Genomic DNA, 26,400 nt, shown 5'->3' on the forward strand with positions numbered 1-26,400 from the left:
ATTTTGTCATTAAAAATTTGTCTAAAAATCAACAAATATACTGAAAATTTTAAATAATGTCATTATAATAGATAATAGAATACATAGGAGGGGGATGTAAAGTATGAAAGTAGAAACGCTTCCTGTCATTAAAGGAGAAAATAATTTGCCGAATTATGATGAGGCATACGCGAATTTTAACTGGGAAGAGGTTAATAAAAACTTTACTTGGAATGAAACAGGCCGAGTAAATATGGCGTATGAGGCAATTGATAAGCATGCGAAATCCGATCGAAAGAATAAAGTAGCTCTTTATTATCAAGATGGATCGCGAAAAGAGAAATATACATTTAAGGAAATGAAGGATTTTTCTAATAAAGCAGGAAACGTCCTTAAGAATTATGGCGATGTAGAAAAAGGCGATCGCGTTTTTATTTTTATGCCACGTTCTCCAGAATTATATTTCGCACTTTTAGGTGCAGTGAAATTAGGAGCAATTGTTGGACCGTTATTTGAAGCATTTATGGAAGGTGCGGTTCGCGATCGTTTAGAAGATAGTGAAGCGAAGGTGTTAATTACAACGCCTGAGTTATTAGAGCGTGTACCATTAAATGATTTACCTGCTTTAAAAACAGTTTTTCTTGTTGGAGATAATGTAGAAGAAGGCGGTAAAACGGTAGCGTTCAATCCTTTATTTGAACAAGCTTCAAAAGAATTACATATTGAATGGTTAGGCCGTGAAGATGGTTTAATTCTTCACTATACGTCTGGTTCTACTGGTAAGCCAAAAGGTGTGCTTCATGCGCAAAATGCAATGGTTCAGCACTATCAAACGGCGAAATGGGTATTAGATTTAAAAGAAGACGATGTATATTGGTGCACAGCTGATCCAGGCTGGGTAACGGGAACTGCTTACGGTATTTTCGCACCGTGGTTAGTTGGAGCGTCAAATGTTATTTTAGGTGGGCGATTTAGTCCGGAAGCTTGGTATGAAGCACTGCAAGATTACGGTGTAACAGTTTGGTATAGTGCACCGACAGCGTTCCGTATGTTAATGGGAGCTGGACAAGACGCAATTAAAAAATATGACTTATCACAAGTTCGCCACGTATTAAGCGTTGGTGAGCCGTTAAATCCAGAAGTAATTCGCTGGGGTATGAATGCATTTGGACTTCGTATTCATGATACGTGGTGGATGACAGAAACAGGTGGACAAGTTATTTGTAACTACCCTTGTATGGAAATCCGTCCAGGTTCAATGGGTAAACCCATTCCAGGTGTAAAAGCAGCGATTGTTGATAATGAAGGAAATGAAGTTCCTCCATACACAATGGGTAACTTAGCAATTGCGAAAGGTTGGCCATCTATGATGCGCGGGATCTGGAATAACCAGCAAAAGTATGAATCTTATTTCATGCCGGGAGATTGGTACGTATCAGGTGACTCTGCCTATATGGATGAAGATGGATACTTCTGGTTCCAAGGACGTATTGACGATGTAATTATGACGTCAGGTGAGCGCGTTGGTCCGTTTGAAGTAGAAAGTAAATTAATCGAGCATGCTGCTGTTGCAGAAGCAGGTGTAATTGGTATTCCTGATCCAGTGCGTGGCGAAATTATTAAAGCATTTATCGCACTTCGAGCAGGATACGAACCATCTGATGAATTAAAAGAAGAAATTCGTCAATTTGTAAAGAAAGGCCTAGCAGCTCATGCAGCGCCACGACAAATTGAATTTAGAGATAAATTACCGAAAACGAGAAGTGGTAAAATTATGCGCCGCGTATTAAAAGCGTGGGAGCTGAATTTACCAACAGGTGACTTATCAACGATGGAAGATTAAGAGAGGAAGGTCTGAACGAAAAAATGTTCAGGCCTTTTTTTATGTTATTATTAACTTATATATATAAGTTAACGGGGGTAGTATGATGAAAACAGAAAAAGAAAAGATGATACTAGGAGAAATGTATATACCGGCTGATCCAGTTTTAGTACAAGAAAGAGAGCAAGCACGTATATTAACGAGAAAATTAAATGATACGCCAGAAGAGCAATTGAAAGAGCGTAGCGAAATCATAAAAGAATTATTCGGAACGACAGGAGATAATATTCATCTTGAATCTTCTTTTAGATGTGATTACGGCTATAACATTCATGTCGGTGAAAATTTTTACGCGAACTTTGACTGCACGATTTTAGACGTATGCCCGGTAACAATCGGAGTGAACTGTATGTTAGCTCCAGGTGTTCACATTTATACAGCAACGCACCCGCTTGATCCGGTAGAGCGTATAAGCGGATCAGAATACGGAAAACCAGTTACAATTGGCGATAACGTATGGATTGGCGGAAGAGCAATTATTAATCCAGGTGTAACAATTGGAGACAATGCGGTGATCGCATCTGGTGCTGTCGTAACGAAAGATGTGCCTAATAATGTAGTAGTTGGCGGGAATCCTGCAAAGATTATAAAAAAACTAAAATAATATTTGAACGAAGTGCCTTCCTCGTCTGTATACATTTATGAAAGAATAGATGAGGGAGGCTTTTATATGTCTAATAAATTACTCTTTGCGACGTTGTAAAGGATTGGAGAGAAGTGAAATTCCACCTCTATTTGACATGCCTATATAAATGATGGTATAAAGAAAAGTATATGAATAATTGAGCGTGGAAAGGGAGAAGTAGTGATCATTTCCCTGTTTTAGAGAGCTGATGGCCGGTGAAAATCAGCACATAGATGATCGCGAATTACGCCCCTAGAGCATCTTTTTTCGATTGAATTGTATTCAAAAGGGAAAAGACGGTGCTAAGCCGTTATGTAAATAAGGTGGTAGGCTTTTTTTGCCTGCAACTAGGGTGGTAACGCGATGATCAAAATCGTCCCTTATTTGAAGGGGCGATTTTTTTATGTTTTTAACCTTCACGCCAGTAATGAACTTAAAGGAGAGTATGTAGGATATGGGTATTTTACAAGATCTTGAATTTCGCGGTCTAATTAATCAGCAAACAGATGCTGAGGGCCTTGAGCAATTATTAGAAAAAGAAAGCGTTAAATTATACTGTGGTTTCGACCCGACAGCGGATAGCTTACACATTGGTCATATGTTACCAGTATTAATGTTACGTCGTTTCCAATTAGCTGGTCACCAACCAATCGCACTTGTTGGCGGTGGTACTGGTATGATCGGTGACCCGAGTGGTAAAAAAGCAGAACGTACATTAAATACGAAAGATACAGTTGCTTACTACACAGAAAGCATTAAAAACCAACTTTCAAACTTCTTAGAGTTTGAAAACGTGGACAACCCAGCAACGATGGCTAACAACTACGACTGGCTTGGTAGCTTAGATGTCATTTCATTCTTACGCGATATCGGTAAAAACTTCGGTTTAAACTATATGTTAGCAAAAGATACAGTAGCATCTCGTTTAGAAACTGGTATTTCATTCACTGAGTTCAGTTACATGATTTTACAATCATACGACTTCTTAAACTTATACCAACAACATAATTGCCGTCTGCAAATCGGTGGTAGTGACCAATGGGGTAACATTACAGCTGGTCTTGAATTAATCCGTAAATCAGAAGAAGATGCGAAAGCATTCGGTTTAACAATTCCACTTGTTACAAAATCTGACGGTACGAAGTTTGGTAAAACAGAAGGCGGCGCAATTTGGTTAGACCCAGAGAAAACAACTCCTTACGAGTTCTACCAATTCTGGATCAACACAGATGACCGCGACGTTGTTAAATACTTAAAATACTTCACATTCTTATCTCACGAAGAAATTCTTGAGCTTGAAAAGCAAGTAGCTGAAGCGCCAGAAAAACGTGCAGCACAAAAAGCATTAGGTTCTGAAATGACAAAACTTGTTCATGGTGAAGAAGCATTCGAGCAAGCGATTAAAATTTCAGCTGCATTATTCAGCGGTTCTGTAGCAGAACTGACTGCAAGCGAAATCGAGCAAGGATTCAAAGACGTACCATCTGTAGAACGTACTGCAGAAGATACAGTATTAATCGACTTACTTGTAGAAAGCAAAATCTCTCCATCAAAACGTCAAGCACGTGAAGATGTAACGAACGGCGCAATCTACGTAAATGGTGAGCGTACACAAGCATTAGACTACGTTGTAACAGAAAACGACCGCATCGAAGGTAAATTCACAATCATTCGCCGCGGTAAGAAGAAATATTTCTTAATTCGTTACTAATAAATAAAAAGCTTTGAGGAATTTCCTCAAAGCTTTTTTGTTTTAATCTCCTTTTCGAGTTCATACGGAAATCACATGTAAGCGGTATGATAAACGTATAACAATTAGAAAGGAGTGGTAAAACGAAATGTCACTAGAAGCGTTGATTATTTTTTCTTTGCTAAACGCGGGTCAACTTGCAGAGAATTCGAAGGTTGATATACATAAAGAGCAGAAAGATGCTTATGTATATGTTCAAAAAGAGGAAAATAAATAACTTTAATATATATAAATAAAAGCTACTCGAAGTAACTGTTTTGGTGTCTTCGGTAGCTTTTTAAATCATGAATAAATAGGAATTAATTCTCGCTTAAAATCTTCGTACATTTCAAAGGCAATTTTCATGATTTCTTTGAGTTCATCGTAACTGTGGAAGCATACTGCCGGCAACCTTTCAGAACCATTGGATAATACTTTTACAAACATATCCCATGAATTCCCAACTCTAACTTCACCATTATACCTTGCAGACCAAATGAACTCAACAAGCCCATATTTTAAGCTGATATTGAATCTGAAAGTATAGAAATCCTTGTTCTTTACTTCACCAACAATAAAAAGTTTTCCTTTTTCATAAAACGAGCTTTATAGCCAAGAGACTCAAATACTGCAATTACTTTTTCGTTTTCATAGTTTTCAAATGTGTTTTCTCTATCTGGAAATTGTTTTGATAATGCTTTATATCTCTGAATAAAATCAATTTTCTCAAGTACCTCTTTAATTTCGGGTTCTAAATCATACGCCATCAATTATTCCTCCCTAAATCTAATATCAATATCATATTTTTCTTTTGCTAGCTTGATATATTCATCTATTTTTTTGAATTTTTTATTAGATGTTGGAATCTCTAAAATATGTCTTCCTTCTAGTAACTTTCCCTCCCCTTACAAGAAAATAATACCAATTTAAGGAATGGGTTGTAAATTGAATATTCTAATAATTCTACGGTTAAAGAGATACTAGTTCATTAAGTTTTTTTAATCTTATTCAGATGCTCGGGTGATGAAGAGGTTTTTAAGATTGAATGTAAATAGAAAAAGGGAAGGTATAGAGAATGTACACATAAATACGTTGTAAAAATCATGTTAACAAAAAGAAAGTACAGCAAAGAAAAATGAGTTATGGGGTAGAATGTAGTGTTTTTAAGTGTTAGAAGAAGGTAAACTGGCTAAATTCAGAAATGATAATTCTAATGTTGTATTAGCATTGAAAAGAAATACTAACATTAGAACAAATAGGACAGTATAAAATGAATTAGATAATGAAGAAAGCCGCTCGTTTTTTCGGGGCGGCTTATTCTTTACATGTTTTAGTTTTCTTCTTCTTTGTAATTTAATGCAATCTCTACTATTTCTTCCGGTGTTAAATCCCTAAAATCCCAAAAGATTATATCACTTGGAGCGGGATGAGGTACACCGCTATTATTAAATTGGTTTACGTATTCATTAAGTTCTTCTTCAGGTAATTTAGGATTACAAATCTTTGTTACAAGTTCAATAAGTTCTTCTTTTGTCATTTTGAGTGTCATACTAACCATCCTTTCATAATCATTAACCTTTTTTACCGAAATGATATGAACGATCTAAAACATTTTGATGCATTTTAGGAGAAACAATTATTAAGTTATCGAGATTGTACACATCTCCACCCTGGTGAATTGGTTGTTTATGGTGCAAAATATATTGATTGTGCTGACCATACTTCTCAGATAATGGAGCGAATGGAGCTTTACCCTCTTTCATAAGGTTTATATTTCTTTGGTTAAATTCTGTCGCATAGTCTGAATCAGCAACTGTTTTCCAAAACTCTTTTCTAAAATCATCAAAGGAGTTGAAATTTTTTCCAATTAGCTTATTTCGAATTTCTTGTGGAATAACACCAATTGAACCTTTATTATACATTAGTTTCTTTTGAGTCCCTAAACTTCGTTCAAGATTAAAACTTGAAGTTACTGTTCCTGGAGAATTTCTTTTTTGTGCACTTGAAATCGTAGTCTTTGCAAAATTATAGTAGGCTTGATTCAATTCGCTTTGAGGTATCTTGGTTATGATAGTTCCACCAGAGAAAGCATAAGAAACATCTTTCTTAAAAGATTGTAAAATCTCAGATGCGTGCTTCATTTCTTTTATTAGTGTTACTCCTTTTGTTAATGTACTTGCTCCACTTGATGCTTTTACTCCTTTTATAACAAGTCCTGCTCTACCTAATCCCTTGTCGGCGATTAGACCAATACCTATTTGGGTTAATGCATAAGTAATCCATTGCGTACGGCTCTCTGCATCTCCATTTATCATATCTCGTTTCACGGTACTTGAAAATGTATGCCACATATTTTTCGCCGTTTCATCCAAATGTAAAATCGCATATGTAACATTAATAAAAGTTTCTATATCCATATTCCTTATATTCATATTACTTAAAGTTTCCATGGACTTGATTGCATCTTCAACAGATTTCCCTGTTCCGATTACAGTACCATTCCATATCTTTTTTACTGTTTCGAACATTTCAACTACACTGTCTACCTTATCGCCCCAAGCTTTTTTAATCGCAGATGTTTCTTCTAGCCTACCGCACATTTCTCCATCTTTAATTAAATGATCAGCTTTTCGTTTTTTTTCTTCTGTAATTGCTTGAATAGGACCCGTCCACTCCATATTCAACCCTTGCGTACTAAATGTACCACTTGCAGGACTAAAACCTTTTCCACTTTGAACTTCCGCCAAACCTGTCGCAATGCTAGCGGCTAGTTGGAGTGCAGTATCATAATTATTACTAGAAGTATAATTAAATTCATATAGATGTTCTAATTTTTCTTGCAGTTTTTGCCTCATGACAGTAAAAAGATTTACCATAGCGTCCATACCTGGGATCGGCATAGTTTGGTTGAGCGCTTCTGTACTTGCTATCATTCGATCGATTTCTCGAATTTGTTCTAATATCTCCTGTTCGATAACATCTGTAGAAGCTACCTGTGATTGAAAGTCTCTTGGAAAAGCATCATTTTGACGGATTAATTCTTCGCATAAGTAAATGATTCCTTGTGCTAACGGACGAAAGGTTTGTAAGAAATATGCTTTTGCACTGCTATATGTTTGTCCTTGTAGAACAGTATCCAATGCAAAAGCATTAATAGAATGAATAATTTGTTCCATTCCTTGAATAGTAGCGTTACAGAAAGCGTTCATACTTTCTGTTTGAGCTTTTACTTGACCGAGATACATATTTAAAGACATGAACTTTCCCTCCCCTTACAAGAAAAATAATACCAATTTAAGGAAGTGATTGTAAATGTAATATTCTAATTATTTAGCGAAAAAGGTACTCTTTCATTAAGTTTTATAATCTCATTCGGATGATCTGGTAATGAAGAGGTTTTTTAGTTGAATGTAAATAGAAAAAGGGAAGGTATAGATTATGTACAAATAAATACGTTGTAAAAATAATGTTAAGAAAAGGAGAGTACAGCAAAGAAAAATGAGTTATGGGATAGAATGTAGTGTTTTTAAGTGTTAGAAGAAGGGGGAGGTTTTTATTAATGTGGATAAAAAATGAATGGAATTCTAGAGAGGGGGTTAAGTTTTATTAACTATAGACTTGCAGTTCTTTTTTATTTTGTTACATTGGTCTGTTTCTATGCATATAATCGGGTTATATTCAATAAAAAAAGCCCAGGCTCCTTGATAAACAAGGTTCCTAAGGCTTTTAATACTACTCTTTGCAGAGTACCGAGATTAACGAGAGTAGAACTCTACGATTAATGCTTCGTTGATTTCAGCTGGTAACTCAGCACGCTCAGCGTGACGAGTGTAAGTAGCTTCTAATTTGTCAGCATCGAAAGTTAAGTATTCTGGTACGAAGTTGTTAACTTCGATCGCTTCTTTAACAACAACAAGGCTGTTAGATTTTTCGCGAACGCTGATAGTTTGGTTAGGTTTTACACGGTAAGATGGGATATCTACGCGAGCGCCATCAACCATGATGTGACCGTGGTTTACTAATTGGCGAGCTGCACGACGAGTGCGAGCTAAGCCCATACGGTAAACTAAGTTGTCAAGACGAGCTTCAAGAAGGATCATGAAGTTTTCGCCGTGCTTACCAGGCATTTTACCTGCTTGGTCAAATGTGCGACGGAATTGACGCTCAGTCATGCCGTACATGTGACGAAGTTTTTGTTTCTCTTGTAATTGTAAACCGTATTCTGAAAGTTTCTTACGTTGGTTAGGACCGTGAGGACCTGGTGCGTAAGGGCGTTTTTCTAATTCTTTTCCTGTGCCGCTTAGAGAGATTCCAAGACGACGAGACAGTTTCCAAGCTGGACCTGTATAACGAGCCATAGTTGACTCCTCCTTTAAAAATGTTTTTATTTACGTAAAATAAAAACAGACGTAATCGATATTTACGGGCATTTTGTTTTCATGTACCTTCGCTCCAGCAGCAGGGAGTTACGAGATACACCTCCGTAGAGGAACAAAATACAAACGATAAACTCACATTACAAGGCTGCCTTTTTATTTTACACAAACGCTATTATATCTTTTACCCAGAGTTTCGTCAAGCGAGTACGTTTTTGTTTTATGCATATAAATTTTGGAAATTAATATAAGAAGGAATTTAAAACAATATAAAAGAAGAGATAGAAACACAAATAAAACGCTTACATAAAATGTAGTAAAAACGTTCATCAGTTTTTATTGGTGAATATGCGGGATAAAAACATAAAGGGGATGTTTTTATGAAAAAGAAGCATATGGAGACAGCGTTAATTCATCACGGTTATACACCTGAGGAACATAAAGGAAGTTTAACACCACCTTTATTTCAAACTTCTACATTTACATTTGAGACTGCGCAGCAAGGAGAGGCGAGTTTTGCGGGAGTGGATCCATCTTATATTTACTCACGGCTTGGAAATCCAACTGTGAAATTATTTGAAGAACGTATGGCGGTGTTAGAAGGAGGAGAAGAGGCACTTGCCTTCGGATCTGGTATGGCAGCTATTTCAGCAACTTTAATTGGTTTTTTAAAGGCTGGAGATCATATTATTTGTTCAAACGGATTATATGGGTGTACGTACGGTTTTTTAGAAGTGTTAGAAGAAAAATTTATGATTACGCATTCGTTTTGTGACATGGAGACAGAGGCTAATATTGAAAATAAAATTCGTTCGAATACAAAGCTTATTTTCGTTGAAACACCGATTAATCCAACAATGAAATTAATCAATTTAAAACAAGTGATTCAGGTTGCGAAGCAAAATGGCTTACTTGTCATTGTTGATAATACGTTTTGTTCGCCTTATTTACAAAGACCGCTTGAGCTTGGCTGTGACGCTGTTGTGCATAGTGCGACAAAATATATTGGTGGCCATGGTGACGTTGTAGCGGGTGTAACGATTTGTAAAACGAAAGCGTTAGCTGAAAAGATTCGCCCGATGCGAAAAGATATCGGCGGTATTATGGCGCCGTTTGATGCGTGGTTATTATTACGCGGGTTAAAGACGTTAGCAGTAAGAATGGATCGTCATTGTGATAATGCAGAAAAAATTGTATCGTTCTTAAGAAAACATGATGTGGTAGAAGATGTTTGGTATCCAGAAGGGGAGTTAGCATCTCGTCAAATGAAACGCGGGGGCGGTGTTATTTCTTTTTCAGTAAAAGGCGGAAAAGAAGAGACGCAAGCGTTTATTAATGATCTTCACTTTATTACAATTGCGGTAAGTTTAGGCGATACAGAAACATTAATTCAGCATCCAGCAACGATGACGCACGCTGCGATTCCGGCTGAACTAAGAAAAGAAATGGGCATTTTCGATAATTTAATACGCTTATCGGTCGGTTTAGAATCGTGGGAGGATATCGTTTCTGATTTAGAGCAGGCATTAAAGAAAATATCTACTGTTAATCAATAAAAAAAGAGTGAGTTATCGGTTTTGTACAGGACGTACTAAGTCGATAACTCGCTCTTTTCTTTTTACATATGTTTTAGGAGTGTCTCCACAAACTTTTCTAAATAGCGCTGATCTACTTCATCAAAACGATTTTTTTCAGGACTATCAATGTCAAGTACACCAATGACAGCTCCTTCTTTCACAATCGGTACAACGATTTCCGAATTAGAAGCACTATCGCAAGCGATGTGACCTGGGAATTGGTGAACGTCCGCTACAAGCTGAGTTGTTTTCGTTTCAGCTGCTACGCCGCAAACGCCTCGTCCAAATGGAATGCGTACGCAAGCAGGCATTCCTTGGAACGGTCCAAGGACAAGCTGATTTCCTTCTGTTACATAAAAGCCAACCCAATTAACGCGATCTAAAAATTGGTTTAATAATGCGGACGCATTTGATAAGTTTGCGACTACGTTTGATTCGCCAGTTAATAACGCATCCAGTTGTTTAATTACTGTCTCATATTGCTGCACGCGAGATCCTGCATAACTTTCTTTAGTAAACATGGAAACAGCTCCTTTTTTATCGAGATGTGTAAAATATTAGCAAAATACGATGTATTTCACATGACTTTGTCGATAGAAAATTAAAGGAATTTGTCTTAAAAGTCAAGAAATTTAAACTATAGCTGTTCATTGAGAGGAAGTGAGCGCATGAAGCAGACGAAACAAAAAGTAATTGATGCGGCAATATCGTTGTTTAATACGAAAGGTTATGATGGAACGTCGGTGCGAGACATTGCAAAGCGAGCGGATGTGAATGTAGCGAATATTTCATATTATTTTGCTGGGAAGCAAGGTTTATTAGAACAGCTTATTACTGATTTTTTAGAAGGGTATATTCATGTGATTGAAATTTCGTTTGAACAGAGAGAGTATTTGTCGGCTAAAGATGTGATGGTGCAAATGGTGCGTGGGATGTTACGATATCAATTTGAAAATAGAGAACTAACACGTTTCTTCTACCGAGAGCTTTCGCTTGATACGACATTAATTCGTGAAGTGATGACCGTTTATTTTTCTAAAGAAAGATATTATATAGAGCAAATTATTAGGCAAGGACAAATAAAACAAGAATTTCAGAAAGTATCATTTACAATGTTTATGACGCAATTAAAAGGCATGATAAATATGCCGTTTTTATATCCACAATATATATCAGAAGTACTGCATTCTTTCCCGTCTGAGACATTTTTCATAGAAATGTACACGAAAGAGATTGAGCAATGGATGGAACAAGCATTATGTAAAGCGAATATGTACCATGAATGGCCAAGAGCTGTTCATATGTGAAGAATCCCCACCTAACGAACTGAGGTGGGGAGTTTTATGTTTATTTTTCTTTGCCATAAATTGTTACATAATAGCGCGATAATTGTTAACGTTGCTCCAGCGATTTCAATTTTATCGACTGTATAACCTCGAAAGATAGAACCGATCAGTGCAAGAATAGGAACTAAATTCATAAATAATATGCCGTTAATAGATGAAATATAGCGATTTCCCATATTCCAGCAAAATACAGCGATAACTCCTGCGATAATCGACATATAAAAGAGCTCAAAACGAACGCTCACAACTTTACGCAGTGACGGCATAGTAACTATATTTGTGTACGTTAAGAAAGTAACAATAACGATGAGTGAAATGGAGCCAAATAAACAAGTTAATGTCGTGTACCTAAGTGGTGACCAGGATTGAAAACGAGCACCTCCGTTTGTATAAATGACCCAGCAAGTAACGCCGCATAGCATTAATATGTTTGTCGATAAGTGGCTTGCAGCTCCAAATAATAAGTGAATATTTCCTTTTGAAATGACAAGCATCACACCAAGTAATGCAACGAACATACAAAGAAATGTGTAGTTTTGTGGGCGACGATTTTTCGTTACCCATTGCAGTGATAAGGCGATCAGTGGCATAAGAGACTGAATCATAGCTGCATGAATTGCTCCGGAAGGTCCAGCAAGTTGTTGTCCGTAGAAAACGAGAAAACCATATCCTGCGAAACCGACTGTCCCGTAAAAGAACAGAGAAAGTGTTCTTTTTTCTAAGCGGAGTGAAGTCTTCCCTTCAGTAATTAATAGCAAAATAAGAAAAATAATAGCTGCTGATCCATAGCGAATCGTTGTGAAGAAGAACGGATCGATAAATTGCAGAGCATTTGCCATTACAGGAAACATAAATCCCCAGGCAGTGACGGCGAGTAAGCATAGAAAGGATCCGAGTAGCATTTGTTTTTTGTTCAAGAGTATCTTTCCCCTTTGCATTTCGTTATAGTAAGTTGATGAAATAAGTATAAAGAGTAATTGTTTATAGGAGGAAATATCGATTTCTTATAACGGTTATAACTTTTTGTTAGAGGTGTGTACGATGGATTTGGAGGCAGTACGATCGTTTATCGAAGTGAAGCATACGCGAAGTTTATCAAAGGCAAGTAAAATTTTACATATATCTCAACCAGCGCTTAGTAAGCAAATTCAAAAGTTAGAAGCGGATTTAGAGGTTACTTTACTTAAGCGTTCTGCGCAAGGAGTGGAGTTAACGGAGGCAGGAGAGTTATTTATAAAAAGAATGCTACCGATTTTGGAACAAATAAATGAAGTGAAAACAGAAATGAGGGGGTATCAAGAGAACCGAAAGTTTTCAATTGGTATACTACCGAGTTTAGCAGAGCATTACATATTAGAGTGTAAAGATGTATTAGGTGATGAGTTCGAAGTAGAGTGGCAAATCGGACATACGGAAGTATTAAGAGATTTATTTAAAGCGCGGGAGATCGACGCGATGTTCATCGATTCAGTAGTAGAAGGTGCTACGTATATAAAAGAAGTGCAACAAGAGAAAATTGTTTGTGTCATTTCAAATAATCATCCGTATAAAGAGAAGAAAGTCATTCAAATAGAAGAGCTGCAAAATGAAAAATTAATTGTATATCCAGAAATATGCGATGTAAGGAAAATGATTATGAACATGTTTCATGAGATAGGTGTAAAACCAACTATAGCTGTGGAAACATCTTACGCAGAACCGATGCTTGCAATGGTAAAAGCTGGCCTTGGCATTACTTTACTTCCAGAAAGGGCAGTAGAGCAGTCTGTAAGGCAGGGAAATGTACATGGAATTTCTGTTGAACCACCACTCATGCGGAAAATTTATTTCGTATCTCATACGAAAGATTGTTTGTTATTACAATCATTTGAGGATAGGTATTGAGGTAGGCGGAATATTGAGAAAGATTACAATCGCATTGAAAGAAACATGAAATTTTAAAAAAAACTAGGTCAAAAACAAGCCATTACATGGTATGATTAGTACATTGTTAGTTGTTAAATATAGGGGAATTCCCTTTTTATACATAATGCCTTCCATTTCATAAACGGAACGGACAAAAAAAGAGATATAACTAGGAGGCTTTTTTGCATGGATTCTATCCTGACGATCGTTATCATTGTAGTAAGCTCTATTCTAGTGCTGCTCATGATAGAGCTTGTGATAAGAAATCGTTCATATAAAGATATTGAAGCACTGGAGCAGTGGAAACAAGAGATAAAAGATAAACCTGTGGCAGATGAACTAAAACGGGTAAAAGATTTAAACATGACGGGTCAAACAGAAGAACTGTTTGGTAAATGGCGTGAAGAATGGGATGAAATTGTATCAACAACCCTTCCGAAAGCGGACAAAGATTTAGCGCAAGCGCGAAAATTCGCCTCGCAATTCTCCTTCCGAAAAGCAAAGCATGCGATGAACGAATCCATAAGTGGTTTAGATGACGCTGATAATCGTATTACAGGTGTTTTAAATGAATTACAGCAATTGTTAGAAAGCCATGAGAAAAATAGCTCGGAAATTGAAGGATTACGTGATACATATCGTAGTATGAAAAAGAGTGTTCTTGCTCATAGACATATGTATGGAGCAGCAGAGCAGAAAATCGAAGAGATGCTAGACGCTGAATCTAATAAATTTAAAAGCTTTGAAGAAGCAACAGATAATGGTGACTACTTAAAAGCGAGAGAAATTGTTATTAGTTTAGAAGAAGGTTTAGCAAGTTTAGAAATCATTATTCACCAAATTCCAGATTTATTAGTAGAATGTCAAGCGACGCTACCAGTTCAACTGGAAGATTTATTACAGGGTCATAATGATATGGTAAGACAAGGTTATGTATTAGAGTATTTGGAAATCCCTAAAGAAGTTCGTGATATGACGACACAACTAAACACATGTTTAATGGATATACAGGAGCTTCATATAACAGAAGCGGCTGAAAAAGTGGAAGACTTAAAAACTCGTTTAGATGGTTTCTATGATCAACTTGAGCAAGAGGTACATGCGAGACATTATGTGGAGCAAAAAACACTTTCTGTTTATGAAGACTTAGAAGAAATGCGTATCGAAACGATTGAAACGAAAACAGAAACACAACTTGTTAAACAAAGCTATCAATTGCAAGATAAGGATATTGAGTCTCAAAAAGTAATTGAAAAGCAAATGCACATTTTAACGAAACGTTTTGAAATGCTACAATTACGCGTTGCTGAACAAGATATTGCCTTCTCTATTATTCGTGAGGAATTAGAAGAGGTTTATGAGCAATGTGAAACGTTAAAAATACTTCATGCAGAATATAAAGAAATGCTGCAAACGATGCGTAAAGAAGAATTTGAAGCGCGTGAGAAGTTACAAGAAATGCGAAATACTATTTTCGAAACGAAACGCTTTATGCAAAAGTCGAATTTGCCAGGTCTTCCAGAGAGTATTATGGAAGATTTAAAAAGAGGGCAAATGGCAATGCAAGCTGTATATGAACAATTAGAAGTGAAGCCGTTAAATATGAACGCTGTAAATAGCAGTTTAGAAGAAGCATACACAACTGTGAACGGTGTAGCTGAAATGACAGAAGAGTTAATTGGACAAGCGTATTTAGTTGAAAAATTAATTCAATACGGTAACCGTTACCGCAGTCATGATGAGAGCCTTGCAGAAAGCTTAAATTATGCGGAGAAATTATTCCGTGAATATCAATACGATGCAGCTTTAGAACAAGCGGCTTCTGTACTAGAGCAACTTGAACCTGGTGTTGTTCAAAAAATAGCTGAATATGTAGACAATGAACAAACCCTTTCATAAAAGGGTTTGTTTTTTTGTGTAATTTTGCAGACGATGTTGCTATAATGAATAGCGGAATACAGTAAGGTTATTCGTTTCAAAATAAAGTGAAACTGTAATCAGTGGGGGGGATTCATCCTCCACTGATTACTAGTTGAACCAATCGGGCATTTACGGGCAGTTGATCTCCTACCTAACTTCTTTGCTCTAGTTGAACTTTGAGGTGAGAGTCTTACTGCCCGTTAATGCGGGGTAAAGTGAAACTGTAATCAGTGGGGGTATCTCACTAATTATTATTATTCACTAATCGGGATAAAACGGAACCTTTGCGTAGTCTTAGCGTAATGACACGTATTTATGATATGATTATATGATGTGATAGCGCTGAAAGGGGAAGAACGATGATCTATTTTGATAATAGTGCGACGACGAAGCCATATCCAGAAGCTCTTCAATCGTACGTGACGGTTGCTGGGAAATATTTTGGTAATCCTTCTTCTATTCATTCGCTTGGAGGAGAGGCAGAGCGTCTATTAACACAATCAAGAACGATTGCAGCGCAGCTTCTTCACGTTAAACCTTCTGAAATTATTTTCACATCAGGTGGAACGGAAGGGAACAACCTTGCGATTAAAGGGATAGCGATGAGGAATCGTTCGCGCGGCAAACATATCATTACAACAAATATTGAACACGCGTCTGTGTTTGAGGCATATAAGCAATTAGAAGAACTCGGATTTGATGTAACATATTTACCGGTTAACGAGCATGGTGTTGTATCGGTAGAGGATGTAAAACGAGCACTTCGTGAAGATACGATTCTTGTATCAATTATTCATGTGAACAACGAAACTGGAGCAATTCAGCCCGTTGCTGAAATTGGAACGTTATTATCGAATCATCCGAAAATAAGATTCCATGTAGATCATGTACAAGGGATAGGAAAAGTACCGCTTGATTTATATGCTTCTCATATTGATCTTTGCTCAATATCTGGACATAAATTCCACAGTGTAAAAGGAACGGGTCTTCTTTATATACGTGATGGCGTAAGATTAGATCCGATTTTATCAGGTGGTCAACAAGAGCTTAAGTATCGCTCTGGTACAGAGAATTTACCTGGCATTGTAGCGATGGTGAAAGCACTTCGCATGACAATGGAACAAGTGAAAGAAAAGGTAGCTCATTTGCAAGGTTTACAAGCGGAGCTTGTCAGCTTCTTTAAAGAGATGGAAGATGTGACGATTAATACATCGCTTGCATATGCAGCACCGCACATTTTAAATGTATCATTTGTTGGTTTAAAACCAGAAGTAGTCGTTCATGCTTTAGAAGAACACGGTGTATATGTGTCAACGAAATCAGCTTGTTCTTCAAAAGCAAATGAAGTAAGCAGAGTGTTAGTGTCGATGGGAGTGCCGCATGCAGCAGCTGCAAGCGCTATTCGTATTAGTTTGGCACCAGATAACACGATGGAAGAAGTAAAACAATTTGAAGGTATTGTAAAAGAGACAATGCCAAAATTATATGAAGTGATGAGGTAAAGAAATATGATGACATATGAATATATTTTAGTGCGTTACGGAGAAATGACGACAAAAGGTAAGAACCGTTCTAAATTTGTAAGCACATTAAAAGATAACGTGAAGTTCAAACTGAAAAAGTTCCCAAACATTAAAATTGATGCAACGCATGACCGTATGTACATCCAGTTAAACGGTGAAGATCATGAGGCAATCTCTGAAAGGTTGAAAGACGTATTTGGTATTCATAAGTTTAACTTAGCGATGAAAGTACCATCAGAATTAGAAGACATTAAAAAAGGTGCATTAGCAGCTTTCTTACAAGTAAAAGATGATGTGAAAACATTTAAAATTACAGTGCATCGTTCTGATAAGCGCTTCCCAATGAAGACGATGGAGTTACTTCCAGAAATCGGTGGGCACATTTTAGAAAATACAGAGGATATAACAGTAGATGTTCATAATCCAGATGTGAATGTACGTATAGAAATTCGCAGTGGTTATAGTTATATTATGTGTGGTGAGCACATGGGAGCTGGCGGTTTACCAGTTGGCGTTGGTGGAAAAGTAATGGTACTTCTTTCTGGTGGTATTGATAGCCCGGTAGCAGCGTACTTAACGATGAAACGCGGCGTATCTGTGGAAGCAGTTCACTTCCATAGCCCACCTTTCACAAGTGAGCGTGCAAAACAAAAAGTAATCGATTTAGCACAAGGGTTAACGAAATACTGTAAACGTGTAACGCTGCACCTTGTTCCGTTTACAGAAGTGCAAAAAACGATTAATAAAGAAATCCCATCTAGCTATTCAATGACGGTTATGCGCCGTATGATGATGCGTATTACAGAGCAGATTGCTGAGGAGCGTAACGCACTTGCAATTACGACTGGTGAAAGTCTTGGACAAGTAGCAAGCCAAACATTAGATAGCATGCATACGATTAACGAAGTAACAAACTACCCAGTTATTCGTCCGCTTATTACGATGGATAAATTAGAAATTATTAAAATTGCTGAAGAAATCGGCACGTATGATATTTCAATTCGTCCATACGAAGATTGCTGTACAGTATTCACACCAGCTAGCCCGGCGACGAAGCCGAAGCGTGAAAAAGCAAATCGATTTGAAGCGAAATACGATTTCACACCGTTAATCGAAGAAGCTGTAGCGAACAAAGAAACAATGGTATTACAAACGGTTGAAGTAGTGGCGGAAGAAGAAAAATTTGAAGAACTTTTCTAAAACCATAAATTACCATATCTAAAACGTGTATGAAGTCATGTTGTTTATCACACTCTATACTCACAAGGAGGTGATACAACATGTCACGTAGCACAAATAAATTAGCGGTTCCTGGTGCTGAATCAGCATTAGACCAAATGAAATACGAAATCGCTCAAGAGTTTGGTGTTCAACTTGGAGCTGATGCAACAGCTCGCGCTAACGGTTCTGTTGGTGGTGAAATCACTAAACGTCTAGTTTCACTAGCTGAGCAACAATTAGGCGGTTACCAAAAATAATCCCATATGATGGCTTAGAAAGAGCGGGTTCTCTCGCTCTTTCTTTTTGTTGTTCATATTAGTATAAATTCATTTCGACAAAAGCATAAAAAAATTGTCAAAAGAAGAGGGTTCAAAATTTACTGAAAATTCTTTATTATATAAGGGAGGCATAAAGAAAAAGGAGGATGTTTATGAAGAGAGAGGAATTGTTGGCACCACCATCTTATAATTTAGTTTCAGAAATAGAGAAATATACAGACGATAAAGAGAAGCTTGCTTTAATTTGGCAAGATGATAAAGGGAATAGACGAGAAGTTACATATTTTGAATTAATGCAAGGTGCAAATAAAATTGGAAACGCTTTTATAAAAAGTGGCTTACAAAAAGGGGACAAGCTCCTTATTATGATGCCGCGTTTAATTGAAGCGTACATGACGTATATCGCTGCGATTAAAGCAGGATTTGTCGTAATTCCAAGTTCGGAAATGTTGCGTAAAAAAGATATCGAATATCGAATTGGACATGGCGAAGTAAAAGCGATAGTAAGCTATGAGCCGTACATTGGACAGTTTGATGATATAGAAGCAATGGAATCTCTTCAAAAATTCGTCCTGAGCGAGCAGTCAGTAGACGGATGGATCAATTTAAAAACAGCATTAGAAACAGAAAGTGACATGTTAGAAATGGCGAAAACAGATAAAGAAGATATGGTCTTTTTATCTTACACGTCAGGGACGACAGGAAACCCGAAAGGTGTCGTTCATACTCACGCGTGGGCATACGCTCATTTACGTACAAGCGCCCCGAATTGGCTCGGAATTGAAGAGAATGATGTTGTATGGGCAACGGCTAGTCCAGGGTGGCAAAAGTGGATTTGGAGCCCGTTTTTAGCAACTCTCGGTTCAGGGGCAACAGGATTTGTGTACAACGGCAAGTTTGAACCGAAAACGTATTTAAATTTATTAGACGATAATAAGGTGAATGTGCTTTGTTGTACACCGACTGAGTATAGATTAATGGCAAAGGTAGAAGATTTAAGCCAGTACAATTTAGAGGCGTTACATAGCGCTGTATCCGCAGGTGAGCCGTTAAATAGAGAAGTTATTGGAACGTTCCAAAAGCACTTTGATATTACAGTAAGAGACGGCTATGGGCAAACGGAAAATACACTACTTGTTGGTGTAATGAAAGGGATGGATATTAGACCAGGATCAATGGGGAAACCAACGCCAGGTAACCACGTCGATATCGTAAATGAGGAAGGTATCCCAGTTAAAGTAGGCGAAGTTGGTGATATTGCAGTTCACATTGAAACGCCGGCACTCTTTAAACAATATTATAAAGACGATGAGCGTACAGCGATGCAATTCCGCGGTGATTATTATATTACAGGTGATAAAGCGAAGAAAGATGAAGATGGCTACTTCTGGTTTGAAGGGCGTGGTGATGATATCATTATTAGCTCTGGTTATACAATCGGGCCGTTTGAAGTAGAGGATGCGCTTGTAAAACATCCTTACGTAAGAGAATGTGCGGTTGTCGCAAGTCCTGATGAAATTCGCGGAAGTGTCGTGAAGGCATTTATCGTATTAAGAGAGAATATAGAAAAGAACGAAGAAACATTAATTCCAACACTCCAACAACACGTCAAAGAACTCACTGCACCATATAAATACCCTCGCAAAATTGAATTTGTAGATGAACTACCAAAAACGATTTCTGGAAAAATTCGCCGTATTGAACTTAGAAAACAAGAGATGGAGATTCCGTCAAAATAATTTTGAAAACAGTGAAGTAAATAGTTGAATGAAATGCAAAACAATGATAATATAAAAACGAACACAAGTTCGATTTTATAAACTTAAAAAAGAGGTGTCCGTATGATTTTAGGTATTAATCCGTACTTAGTTTTAGATGGTAGTGGGCAAGAAGCTGTACAGTTTTATAAAGAGGTTTTAGATGCAAAAGTAGAAGTCATGCAAACTTTTGGTGACATGCCTGAAAATCCAGAATACCCGATTCCAGCTGAAGCGAAAGAGCGCGTTTTACACGCTACTTTAAAAGTTGGTAATACGGATCTTATGATTTCTGATACATTCCCAGGTCAAGGGCATGCAATCGGATCTCAAGTAACAATCGCAATTCAAATTAGTAATGCAGAAAAAGCAAAAGAAGTATTCGATAAGTTACAAGAAGGTGGAGAGGTTATCATGCCACTTCAAGAAACATTCTGGAGCCCAGCATACGGACAAGTAAAAGATAAATTTAATATTGAATGGCAAGTTACAACGTCTACTACTGAACAAAAGTAATTTTTAGAAAAGCACCATGTTTTGAAATGGTGCTTTTTTTTATACAATAAAATAAAGGAGATGGGATATATGAGAGAAATTTGGTATGGCGGCACCATTTACACAATGCGAGAAAAGAATGAAAAAGTAGAAGCTATTTATGTTGAAAATGGCATAATCGTTGATGCTGGGAGTAAGGAAGAATTAGAAAGTAGATATTCAAACGTTAAGTTGCAGGACCTAAAAGGAAAAACAATGATTCCGGGTCTCGTTGATAGCCATATGCATCTTATTGGGCATGGGGAGAGATTACTCCGTCTAGATTTATCAAATTGTACATCTTATGGTGAAGTGCTTACTCTTGTTCAGAAGCGAGTGGAAGAAGCACCAAAGGGATCTTGGGTTATTGGAGAAGGATGGAATGAAAATAACTTTACAGATACGAAAGATGTTCATGCGCGTGATTTAGATGAAATTTCGAAAGAACATCCCATTTTATTAAAGCGAGTTTGTCGTCACGTTACATGGGTGAATTCATACATATTGCAAGAAGCGAACATAACAGAAGCGACGCAAAATCCAAAAGGCGGGAAAATTGGCAGGGATTCATCAAATAAGTTAACAGGACTTTTATATGAACAAGGGCAAGAATTAATTAAACACGTTCAGCCAGAAATTGATGAAGCTTATTTACAAAGAGCTCTGCAAACAGCGATTAAAGATTGTTGGCAATATGGACTTGTTGGCGGGCATACGGAAGATTTAAATTACTATGGTGGCTTTAGAAAAACGCATAATGCGTTTTCTCACGTTATAAAAGAAATGCCATTTAAAGCACATTTGCTCGTTCATCATGAAGTAGCACAAGAACGAAAAGAATATGAAAATGAACATTATATTGAATTTGGGGCAATGAAAATTTTTTCTGACGGTTCTTTTGGCGGAAGAACAGCATTATTAAGTGAACCGTATGAAGATGCGAAGGAAACGAATGGGGTTGCAATTTTCTCACGTGAAGAACTTGCAGAATTAGTGAAGAAAGCACGAGACTTACATATGCCAGTTGCGATTCATACTATCGGTGACTTATCGCTTGAATATGTCATTAATGCACTCGAATTATATCCACCAGCAAAAGGGTTACGTGACCGTATTATTCATTGTCAGCTTGCTCGTGAAGAGTTGATTGAAAGAATGAAAAACTTGTCGGCTATTATCGATATACAGCCGGTCTTTCTTTCCTCAGATTTCCCGTCAGTCATTGAAAAACTAGGCGAGCGTCGTCTTCGTTATGCATACGCTTGGAAGACGTTACTGGAAGCAGGATTACGCTGCAACGGTGGGTCTGACGCACCAATTGAACAAGTGAATCCATTTTTAGGCATATATAGCGCTGTTACACGTAGAAGTTTTATTGACGATGTATGCTATATGCCTGAGGAAAGATTAACGGTATATGAGGCTGTTTCTCTATTTACAACAGGAAGTGCCTATGCAATCGGAAAAGAAGCGAAGCGAGGGCAAATTATAAAAGGATATGAAGCAGACTTTACGATATTAGACCGTAATATTTTTGAAATTGAGGCAGAAGAAATGAAAGAAGTACAAGCAGAAATGACCGTAATAGATGGCCAAGTTGTCTATAGAAAAGGTATGTAAAAATATATGAGCGATTATTGAAATATATCGACTTACCGACAAAAATAGCAACTAATAGTTAGAGAAATAAACAACCGCAGAATTATGGAATTCCATAATTCTGCGGTTATTTTAATTCTATAAAAACGTTCTTTGTACTTTTTCCCAGAAAGAGTTGTTTTTTAATTTAACTGTTTTAATTTGTTTATCGCTTAAGCGTACAACAGCTTTTTCCACTTGTTTAATGCTAAGCGCTTCGTTATCCATGCCGATAACAGGATAATCGTTACCGTCTGGTCTTAGTTTTAAAGTTAATGTACGTTCGTGATTTAAAATGAACGGTGAACCGAGCGTACGGTAAGTGTTGTTGTTTAAAGATGCTAGTTCGCTTACTTGGAAACATGGAATAAGTGGGTCAACAACTGCACCATGCAATGATTTATTGTAAGCTGTACTTCCTGTTGGGGTAGAAACTACTAAACCGTCCCCTCTAAATGTTTCGAAGTATAAATCATCAACGTGAACATCTACAACGAATGTTTTAATAATGCTAGAACGTAATGAGAACTCATTTAAACAATAGAAAGATGTACCATGATCTACATCTACCTGAATTGTTGGATATTTGCGCACTTCAATTTCATTTTTTGTAATTTCTTGAAGGGCTGTATCAATGTGATCAATGTGAAAATCGCAGTAGAACGAAGTTTCATCTTTCGTAGAAATCCCTGCGTATAAGCAATCTTCTCTAAAACCAGTTTTACGAACGGCTTGTAAGAAGGTTGCATCATCTCCAACACTGACGATAGCGTTTGCATTTTTTGGATGATCTAATATGGTAAATCCATTCTCTTCTAAAATACGATAGATTGGTTTCATTTTTTCAACGAGCGTTGCTTTGTCATCACCATAAAAGAAAAATAAATTGCGACGATCTGCCATTATGTATCCCTCCACTGCAGTTAAATTTTCTGTTTTTCGTGCTGCATATCATTAGAGTCCGTTCCCTGATGATATGTTCAAATAATATATTTCGATATAAATTGTCAAAATACCTTTTTATTTTTAGAAAAATTTTTATATTCAATCTTATAAAATTCTGTTTAACGATGAATAAACTTGTCGATAATGGGTATGGAGTGAAAGGATGATACGTATGAAGTGGCTCGTAATTGGAATAATAATTCTTCTCCTTTTTATTTTGCTTATACTATTGTCGAAAATATCGCTTAAGGTGACATTTTTATATTCAGAAATGGAAAAGCAATGTTTATTTCAAGTGAAAATATGGATGATTCGATATACATTTGATGTGTTGGAAAGAATTGAAAAACAGCAGAAAAAGACAGGACAGAAAATCGAAAAAGCTGAAGAGGACGGCGGACTAGATAATAAAATTATGGCGCAACTTGACAGTATTGGGGAACTGATAAAAAGGCTTCAAAAAGTTCATACTATCGTTAAAGATTTTCTCAAACGAGTGAAAATCAATGGTTGGAAATGGCATACGCAAATTGGAGCAGGCGACGCAGCTAGTACTGGAATTGTCACTGGATATGCATGGGGGACAAAAGGTATGGCTGCTGGAGTTGTCGGACAATATATGCATATTGTCGATGTACCAGAATTTGAAATTACTCCTGTTTTTCAAGGGAAGGGATTTGCATCAAGATGCGAGTTAACAGCATCTTTTCGTATATTCCGCACTATAAAAACAGCGATGAAATTGCTCATATTTATGAGGCAGCAAAAATCTGGTATGACAGAAAAATCTGTTCAAGCATAGGGGGGATATAGAATGGACCATCCAATTCAAGGTTTAATGACAACAGCAATGCAGCATTTAAAACAAATGACTGATGTAAATACAATTGTTGGTGACCCAATTAAAGCGGCAGATGGAAGTGTAATTCTTACTGTTTCGAAAGTAAGTTTCGGATTTGCTGCTGGTGGAAGTGAATTTGGTAGAGTAGAACATTCAGGCCGTCATCCATTTGGCGGGGGAAGTGGTGGAGGAGTTTCTATTAATCCTGTTGCCTTTCTTGTTATAAACGGAGATGGTGTGAAAGTATTGCACTTAGATAAACAAACACACGTCATCGATAAAATAATTGAATTAGCGCCACAAGCTGTTGATAAAGTGAAAGAAATGATGGATAAACGAAAAGAAGATGATCCTGAATTTCAAATTTAACGAATAAAGAAGCTAATCAATAGGTTAGCTTCTTTTATTTTTTTGTAAATAAAGCGATTTTATTTGCATTATCGATAGGGACAAACTATCATTTACATTGTACATATTTTGTTTAAATAAGGGAGGATTTTCAAGTGGCAAACGTAACTTTTAAAGGTAATCCAATGACTTTAGTTGGAACAGAAGTTAAAGTTGGCGATCAAGCGCCAAACTTCCAAGTATTAGCAAACGACTTATCTCCAGTAAGTTTAGAAACATACAAAGGCGAAGTAAAATTAATTAGTGTTGTACCTTCAATCGACACAGGTGTGTGTGATGCACAAACACGTCGTTTTAACCAAGATGCAGCAGGTATTGAAAACGCGAGAGTATTAACAATTAGCGCTGATTTACCATTCGCTCAAAAACGCTGGTGTGCAGCAAACGGTTTAGAAAATGTTGTAACACTTTCTGACCACCGTGACCTTTCATTCGGTGAAGCTTACGGCTTAGTAATGAAAGAACTTCGTTTACTTGCTCGTGCAGTATTCGTAGTAGATAGCAATGACAAAGTAGTTTACGTAGAATACGTAGGCGAAGGTACAAGCCATCCAAACTATGAAGCAGCATTAGAAGCAGCTAAATCTGCAAAGTAATGTGAAGGAAATGACCTCTTATAAAGAGGTCGTTTTTTCTCATATATCGCTGCGTAATGTTGCCGATATATGAGAAAAAACGTTATATCATATATAACTTGAGAGGGAGCTCTTTACAGGAGGTCGCTTTTTCTTTTTGGAAAAAATCACTTTGTGGTATGATATAAGTTATGTGTAAAAGAGAGAAGGAGGAATGTACGTGAGTCAGACAGTGGAAACATTATTTTCTATTTTTGATTCTTCTGCGGTAGTTTTACGTAAAGAATTAGATGTGACATATTTAGAGGCGCTTGTAGAAACAGGTGATAACTTGTTTGAGGGAGCGATTTTACAAGAGGAATTATCCGAATCGGCAATTGAAAGGCTGAATCGTGAATATAGTACGTTTAATGAAGAAACATATAAAGGTGAAGAAATTCGTAAAGCATTTCAGTTAGCCATCTTAAAAGGAATGAAAGAAGGCGTACAAGCGAATCATGAAATGACGCCTGATGCAGTTGGGATGTTCATGAGTTACTTATTCCATAAATTTATGCAAGGTCAAAACGAAATTACAGTTTTAGATCCTGCAATTGGAACAGGAAATTTAATGACTACAGTGTTTAATAGCGCCAAAGAAGGACTAACAATGAGTGGATTTGGTGTAGAAGTGGATGAAGTGCTAATTAAACTTGCTTTAGTAAATGCAAATTTACAGAAGCATGCAATCGAATTCTTCCATCAAGATGGACTAGCACCACTTTATATCGATCCAGTTGATGCAGTCGTTTCAGACTTACCGATTGGTTACTATCCAAACGAAATCGGTGCCAGTGAATATAAATTAAAAGCAGATGAAGGAATGTCGTATGCTCATCACTTATTTATTGAACAAAGTGTGAAACATACGAAAGAGGGCGGGTACTTATTCTTCTTAGTACCAAACTTCATTTTTGAAAGTGACCAGGCACCAAAATTACATGCATTTATTAAAGAAACATGCTTTATTCAAGGGTTATTGCAGCTTCCTGTTTCCATGTTTAAAAACGAGAAAAATGCAAAAAGTATATTTGTTCTCCAAAAGAAAGGCTCTAATGTAACAATGCCAAAACAGGCGTTATTAGTGGAGTTGCCTAAATTCTCTAACATGAAGGCGATGGAGAACATTATGGATCAATTAAATACTTGGTTTGCAACACATAAATAAAGCTGGGTATATGTAACAGAGTTAGTGATTCATGTAGTACAGTTTTATATAATATGTCATATTTTTTAATATATACTAGATTTAACTGAATTTTTTTGAAATCTGTAATATATATTTTTTCTTGGTGTTACAAT

Annotated in this window: 24 protein-coding genes, 1 pseudogene and 1 other annotated feature; of the genes and pseudogenes, 18 read left to right on the forward strand and 7 right to left on the reverse strand. The window is 36.9% G+C overall.

The window, feature by feature from the left end; all coding sequences use genetic code 11:
- Positions 1-103 precede the first annotated feature (103 nt).
- The 4 genes from acsA (at position 104) to N2V92_RS11650 (ending at position 4,453) form a co-directional block, all read left to right on the forward strand.
- Complete coding sequence (gene acsA / locus N2V92_RS11635; RefSeq protein ID WP_000862049.1) at positions 104-1,822, forward strand: acetate--CoA ligase; 1,719 nt, start codon at positions 104-106, stop codon at positions 1,820-1,822.
- Between the two features lie 82 nt (positions 1,823-1,904).
- Positions 1,905-2,465 (forward strand): maltose acetyltransferase domain-containing protein, encoded by a 561-nt coding sequence (locus N2V92_RS11640; protein WP_003257681.1) that lies wholly within the window; start codon positions 1,905-1,907, stop codon positions 2,463-2,465.
- A 176-nt stretch (positions 2,466-2,641) separates the two neighbouring features.
- Positions 2,642-2,870, forward strand: a binding site (T-box leader).
- 70 nt (positions 2,871-2,940) lie between these two features.
- Positions 2,941-4,197, forward strand: coding sequence for a tyrosine--tRNA ligase (gene tyrS / locus N2V92_RS11645; protein ID WP_000512089.1), 1,257 nt, complete (start codon positions 2,941-2,943; stop codon positions 4,195-4,197).
- Between the two features lie 127 nt (positions 4,198-4,324).
- Positions 4,325-4,453 carry a hypothetical protein gene (locus N2V92_RS11650; RefSeq protein WP_000050940.1) on the forward strand — a complete coding sequence of 43 codons (129 nt, stop codon included), beginning with the start codon at positions 4,325-4,327 and terminating at the stop codon, positions 4,451-4,453.
- Positions 4,454-4,518: 65 nt separating this feature from the next.
- On the opposite strand, the pseudogene N2V92_RS11655 reads toward N2V92_RS11650, so the two are convergent.
- From N2V92_RS11655 to rpsD, 4 genes and pseudogenes are all read right to left on the reverse strand, one after another.
- Positions 4,519-4,982: pseudogene (locus N2V92_RS11655) on the reverse strand (hypothetical protein).
- A 563-nt stretch (positions 4,983-5,545) separates the two neighbouring features.
- On the reverse strand, positions 5,546-5,764 hold the full coding sequence (locus N2V92_RS11660) for a bacteriocin immunity protein (protein WP_000172895.1): 219 nt from the start codon (positions 5,762-5,764) through the stop codon (positions 5,546-5,548).
- 22 nt (positions 5,765-5,786) lie between these two features.
- Positions 5,787-7,472, reverse strand: coding sequence for a T7SS effector LXG polymorphic toxin (locus tag N2V92_RS11665; RefSeq protein ID WP_000056154.1), 1,686 nt, complete (start codon positions 7,470-7,472; stop codon positions 5,787-5,789).
- A 498-nt stretch (positions 7,473-7,970) separates the two neighbouring features.
- On the reverse strand, positions 7,971-8,573 hold the full coding sequence (gene rpsD / locus N2V92_RS11670) for a 30S ribosomal protein S4 (protein WP_000135320.1): 603 nt from the start codon (positions 8,571-8,573) through the stop codon (positions 7,971-7,973).
- A 398-nt stretch (positions 8,574-8,971) separates the two neighbouring features.
- Here rpsD and megL point away from each other — a divergent pair, with 398 nt between their 5' ends.
- Entirely contained in the window at positions 8,972-10,147 is a 1,176-nt protein-coding gene (megL, locus tag N2V92_RS11675; RefSeq protein WP_016077216.1) for a methionine gamma-lyase, read from the forward strand.
- A gap of 62 nt (positions 10,148-10,209) precedes the next feature.
- Here the strand turns inward: megL and N2V92_RS11680 are convergent, their stop codons facing one another.
- Entirely contained in the window at positions 10,210-10,689 is a 480-nt protein-coding gene (locus N2V92_RS11680; RefSeq protein WP_000494340.1) for a GAF domain-containing protein, read from the reverse strand.
- Between the two features lie 147 nt (positions 10,690-10,836).
- Here N2V92_RS11680 and refZ point away from each other — a divergent pair, with 147 nt between their 5' ends.
- Positions 10,837-11,475 carry a forespore capture DNA-binding protein RefZ gene (gene refZ, locus N2V92_RS11685; protein WP_000814913.1) on the forward strand — a complete coding sequence of 213 codons (639 nt, stop codon included), beginning with the start codon at positions 10,837-10,839 and terminating at the stop codon, positions 11,473-11,475.
- Between the two features lie 11 nt (positions 11,476-11,486).
- On the opposite strand, the gene N2V92_RS11690 is transcribed toward refZ, so the two are convergent.
- Positions 11,487-12,431: a DMT family transporter gene (locus N2V92_RS11690; protein ID WP_001036055.1), complete on the reverse strand. Its 945-nt coding sequence runs from the start codon at positions 12,429-12,431 to the stop codon at positions 11,487-11,489.
- A gap of 124 nt (positions 12,432-12,555) precedes the next feature.
- On the opposite strand from N2V92_RS11690, the gene N2V92_RS11695 reads away from it, so the two are divergent.
- The 8 genes from N2V92_RS11695 (at position 12,556) to N2V92_RS11730 (ending at position 22,272) form a co-directional block, all read left to right on the forward strand.
- Positions 12,556-13,398, forward strand: coding sequence for a LysR family transcriptional regulator (locus N2V92_RS11695; RefSeq protein ID WP_016077217.1), 843 nt, complete (start codon positions 12,556-12,558; stop codon positions 13,396-13,398).
- 207 nt (positions 13,399-13,605) lie between these two features.
- The gene (gene ezrA, locus N2V92_RS11700; protein ID WP_016077218.1) at positions 13,606-15,318 is read left to right on the forward strand and encodes a septation ring formation regulator EzrA; all 1,713 of its coding nucleotides are present in this window, start codon (positions 13,606-13,608) and stop codon (positions 15,316-15,318) included.
- Between the two features lie 380 nt (positions 15,319-15,698).
- Positions 15,699-16,841, forward strand: coding sequence for a cysteine desulfurase family protein (locus tag N2V92_RS11705; protein ID WP_000638974.1), 1,143 nt, complete (start codon positions 15,699-15,701; stop codon positions 16,839-16,841).
- A gap of 6 nt (positions 16,842-16,847) precedes the next feature.
- Positions 16,848-18,062 (forward strand): tRNA uracil 4-sulfurtransferase ThiI, encoded by a 1,215-nt coding sequence (thiI, locus tag N2V92_RS11710; protein WP_000989272.1) that lies wholly within the window; start codon positions 16,848-16,850, stop codon positions 18,060-18,062.
- A gap of 80 nt (positions 18,063-18,142) precedes the next feature.
- The gene (locus tag N2V92_RS11715) at positions 18,143-18,340 is read left to right on the forward strand and encodes an alpha/beta-type small acid-soluble spore protein (RefSeq protein WP_000091640.1); all 198 of its coding nucleotides are present in this window, start codon (positions 18,143-18,145) and stop codon (positions 18,338-18,340) included.
- A 173-nt stretch (positions 18,341-18,513) separates the two neighbouring features.
- Positions 18,514-20,100, forward strand: coding sequence for an acyl-CoA synthetase MbcS (gene mbcS / locus N2V92_RS11720; protein ID WP_000817728.1), 1,587 nt, complete (start codon positions 18,514-18,516; stop codon positions 20,098-20,100).
- A gap of 102 nt (positions 20,101-20,202) precedes the next feature.
- On the forward strand, positions 20,203-20,634 hold the full coding sequence (locus tag N2V92_RS11725) for a VOC family protein (RefSeq protein WP_000600368.1): 432 nt from the start codon (positions 20,203-20,205) through the stop codon (positions 20,632-20,634).
- 69 nt (positions 20,635-20,703) lie between these two features.
- Entirely contained in the window at positions 20,704-22,272 is a 1,569-nt protein-coding gene (locus tag N2V92_RS11730) for an amidohydrolase (protein WP_001207088.1), read from the forward strand.
- A gap of 117 nt (positions 22,273-22,389) precedes the next feature.
- Here N2V92_RS11730 and N2V92_RS11735 read toward each other — a convergent pair whose 3' ends face one another.
- Entirely contained in the window at positions 22,390-23,193 is an 804-nt protein-coding gene (locus N2V92_RS11735; RefSeq protein ID WP_000785183.1) for an NAD kinase, read from the reverse strand.
- Positions 23,194-23,398: 205 nt separating this feature from the next.
- Between N2V92_RS11735 and N2V92_RS11740 the strand changes: the two genes are divergently transcribed.
- The 4 genes from N2V92_RS11740 to N2V92_RS11755 all read left to right on the forward strand — a co-directional run bounded on the left by N2V92_RS11740 (position 23,399) and on the right by N2V92_RS11755 (position 26,266).
- Positions 23,399-24,037: a DUF2953 domain-containing protein gene (locus tag N2V92_RS11740; RefSeq protein ID WP_000620652.1), complete on the forward strand. Its 639-nt coding sequence runs from the start codon at positions 23,399-23,401 to the stop codon at positions 24,035-24,037.
- 12 nt (positions 24,038-24,049) lie between these two features.
- Positions 24,050-24,445 carry a GerW family sporulation protein gene (gene ytfJ / locus N2V92_RS11745; RefSeq protein ID WP_000350007.1) on the forward strand — a complete coding sequence of 132 codons (396 nt, stop codon included), beginning with the start codon at positions 24,050-24,052 and terminating at the stop codon, positions 24,443-24,445.
- 134 nt (positions 24,446-24,579) lie between these two features.
- A complete protein-coding gene (gene tpx / locus N2V92_RS11750) occupies positions 24,580-25,080 on the forward strand; it encodes a thiol peroxidase (RefSeq protein WP_000024531.1) in 501 nt (166 codons plus the stop codon).
- A gap of 199 nt (positions 25,081-25,279) precedes the next feature.
- The gene (locus tag N2V92_RS11755; protein WP_000084365.1) at positions 25,280-26,266 is read left to right on the forward strand and encodes a class I SAM-dependent methyltransferase; all 987 of its coding nucleotides are present in this window, start codon (positions 25,280-25,282) and stop codon (positions 26,264-26,266) included.
- Positions 26,267-26,400: the final 134 nt, after the last annotated feature.

Origin of the sequence: Bacillus sp. CH_48 (assembly GCF_038008465.1) — a bacterium.
In the GTDB taxonomy this organism is placed as follows: domain Bacteria; phylum Bacillota; class Bacilli; order Bacillales; family Bacillaceae_G; genus Bacillus_A; species Bacillus_A thuringiensis_S.

Excerpts from the sequence above, each read along its gene's own strand:
- thiI (WP_000989272.1), top strand. The coding sequence starts at position 16,848 with ATGATGACATATGAATATATTTTAGTGCGTTACGGAGAAATGACGACA.
- rpsD (WP_000135320.1), bottom strand. The coding sequence starts at position 8,573 with ATGGCTCGTTATACAGGTCCAGCTTGGAAACTGTCTCGTCGTCTTGGA.
- megL (WP_016077216.1), top strand. The coding sequence starts at position 8,972 with ATGAAAAAGAAGCATATGGAGACAGCGTTAATTCATCACGGTTATACA.
- N2V92_RS11705 (WP_000638974.1), top strand. The coding sequence starts at position 15,699 with ATGATCTATTTTGATAATAGTGCGACGACGAAGCCATATCCAGAAGCT.
- N2V92_RS11725 (WP_000600368.1), top strand. The coding sequence starts at position 20,203 with ATGATTTTAGGTATTAATCCGTACTTAGTTTTAGATGGTAGTGGGCAA.
- mbcS (WP_000817728.1), top strand. The coding sequence starts at position 18,514 with ATGAAGAGAGAGGAATTGTTGGCACCACCATCTTATAATTTAGTTTCA.
- N2V92_RS11695 (WP_016077217.1), top strand. The coding sequence starts at position 12,556 with ATGGATTTGGAGGCAGTACGATCGTTTATCGAAGTGAAGCATACGCGA.
- N2V92_RS11660 (WP_000172895.1), bottom strand. The coding sequence starts at position 5,764 with ATGACACTCAAAATGACAAAAGAAGAACTTATTGAACTTGTAACAAAG.
- N2V92_RS11735 (WP_000785183.1), bottom strand. The coding sequence starts at position 23,193 with ATGGCAGATCGTCGCAATTTATTTTTCTTTTATGGTGATGACAAAGCA.
- N2V92_RS11665 (WP_000056154.1), bottom strand. The coding sequence starts at position 7,472 with ATGTCTTTAAATATGTATCTCGGTCAAGTAAAAGCTCAAACAGAAAGT.
- N2V92_RS11715 (WP_000091640.1), top strand. The coding sequence starts at position 18,143 with ATGTCACGTAGCACAAATAAATTAGCGGTTCCTGGTGCTGAATCAGCA.
- N2V92_RS11730 (WP_001207088.1), top strand. The coding sequence starts at position 20,704 with ATGAGAGAAATTTGGTATGGCGGCACCATTTACACAATGCGAGAAAAG.
- N2V92_RS11680 (WP_000494340.1), bottom strand. The coding sequence starts at position 10,689 with ATGTTTACTAAAGAAAGTTATGCAGGATCTCGCGTGCAGCAATATGAG.
- N2V92_RS11650 (WP_000050940.1), top strand. The coding sequence starts at position 4,325 with ATGTCACTAGAAGCGTTGATTATTTTTTCTTTGCTAAACGCGGGTCAA.
- N2V92_RS11640 (WP_003257681.1), top strand. The coding sequence starts at position 1,905 with ATGATGAAAACAGAAAAAGAAAAGATGATACTAGGAGAAATGTATATA.
- N2V92_RS11740 (WP_000620652.1), top strand. The coding sequence starts at position 23,399 with ATGATACGTATGAAGTGGCTCGTAATTGGAATAATAATTCTTCTCCTT.
- acsA (WP_000862049.1), top strand. The coding sequence starts at position 104 with ATGAAAGTAGAAACGCTTCCTGTCATTAAAGGAGAAAATAATTTGCCG.
- tyrS (WP_000512089.1), top strand. The coding sequence starts at position 2,941 with ATGGGTATTTTACAAGATCTTGAATTTCGCGGTCTAATTAATCAGCAA.
- refZ (WP_000814913.1), top strand. The coding sequence starts at position 10,837 with ATGAAGCAGACGAAACAAAAAGTAATTGATGCGGCAATATCGTTGTTT.
- ezrA (WP_016077218.1), top strand. The coding sequence starts at position 13,606 with ATGGATTCTATCCTGACGATCGTTATCATTGTAGTAAGCTCTATTCTA.
- ytfJ (WP_000350007.1), top strand. The coding sequence starts at position 24,050 with ATGGACCATCCAATTCAAGGTTTAATGACAACAGCAATGCAGCATTTA.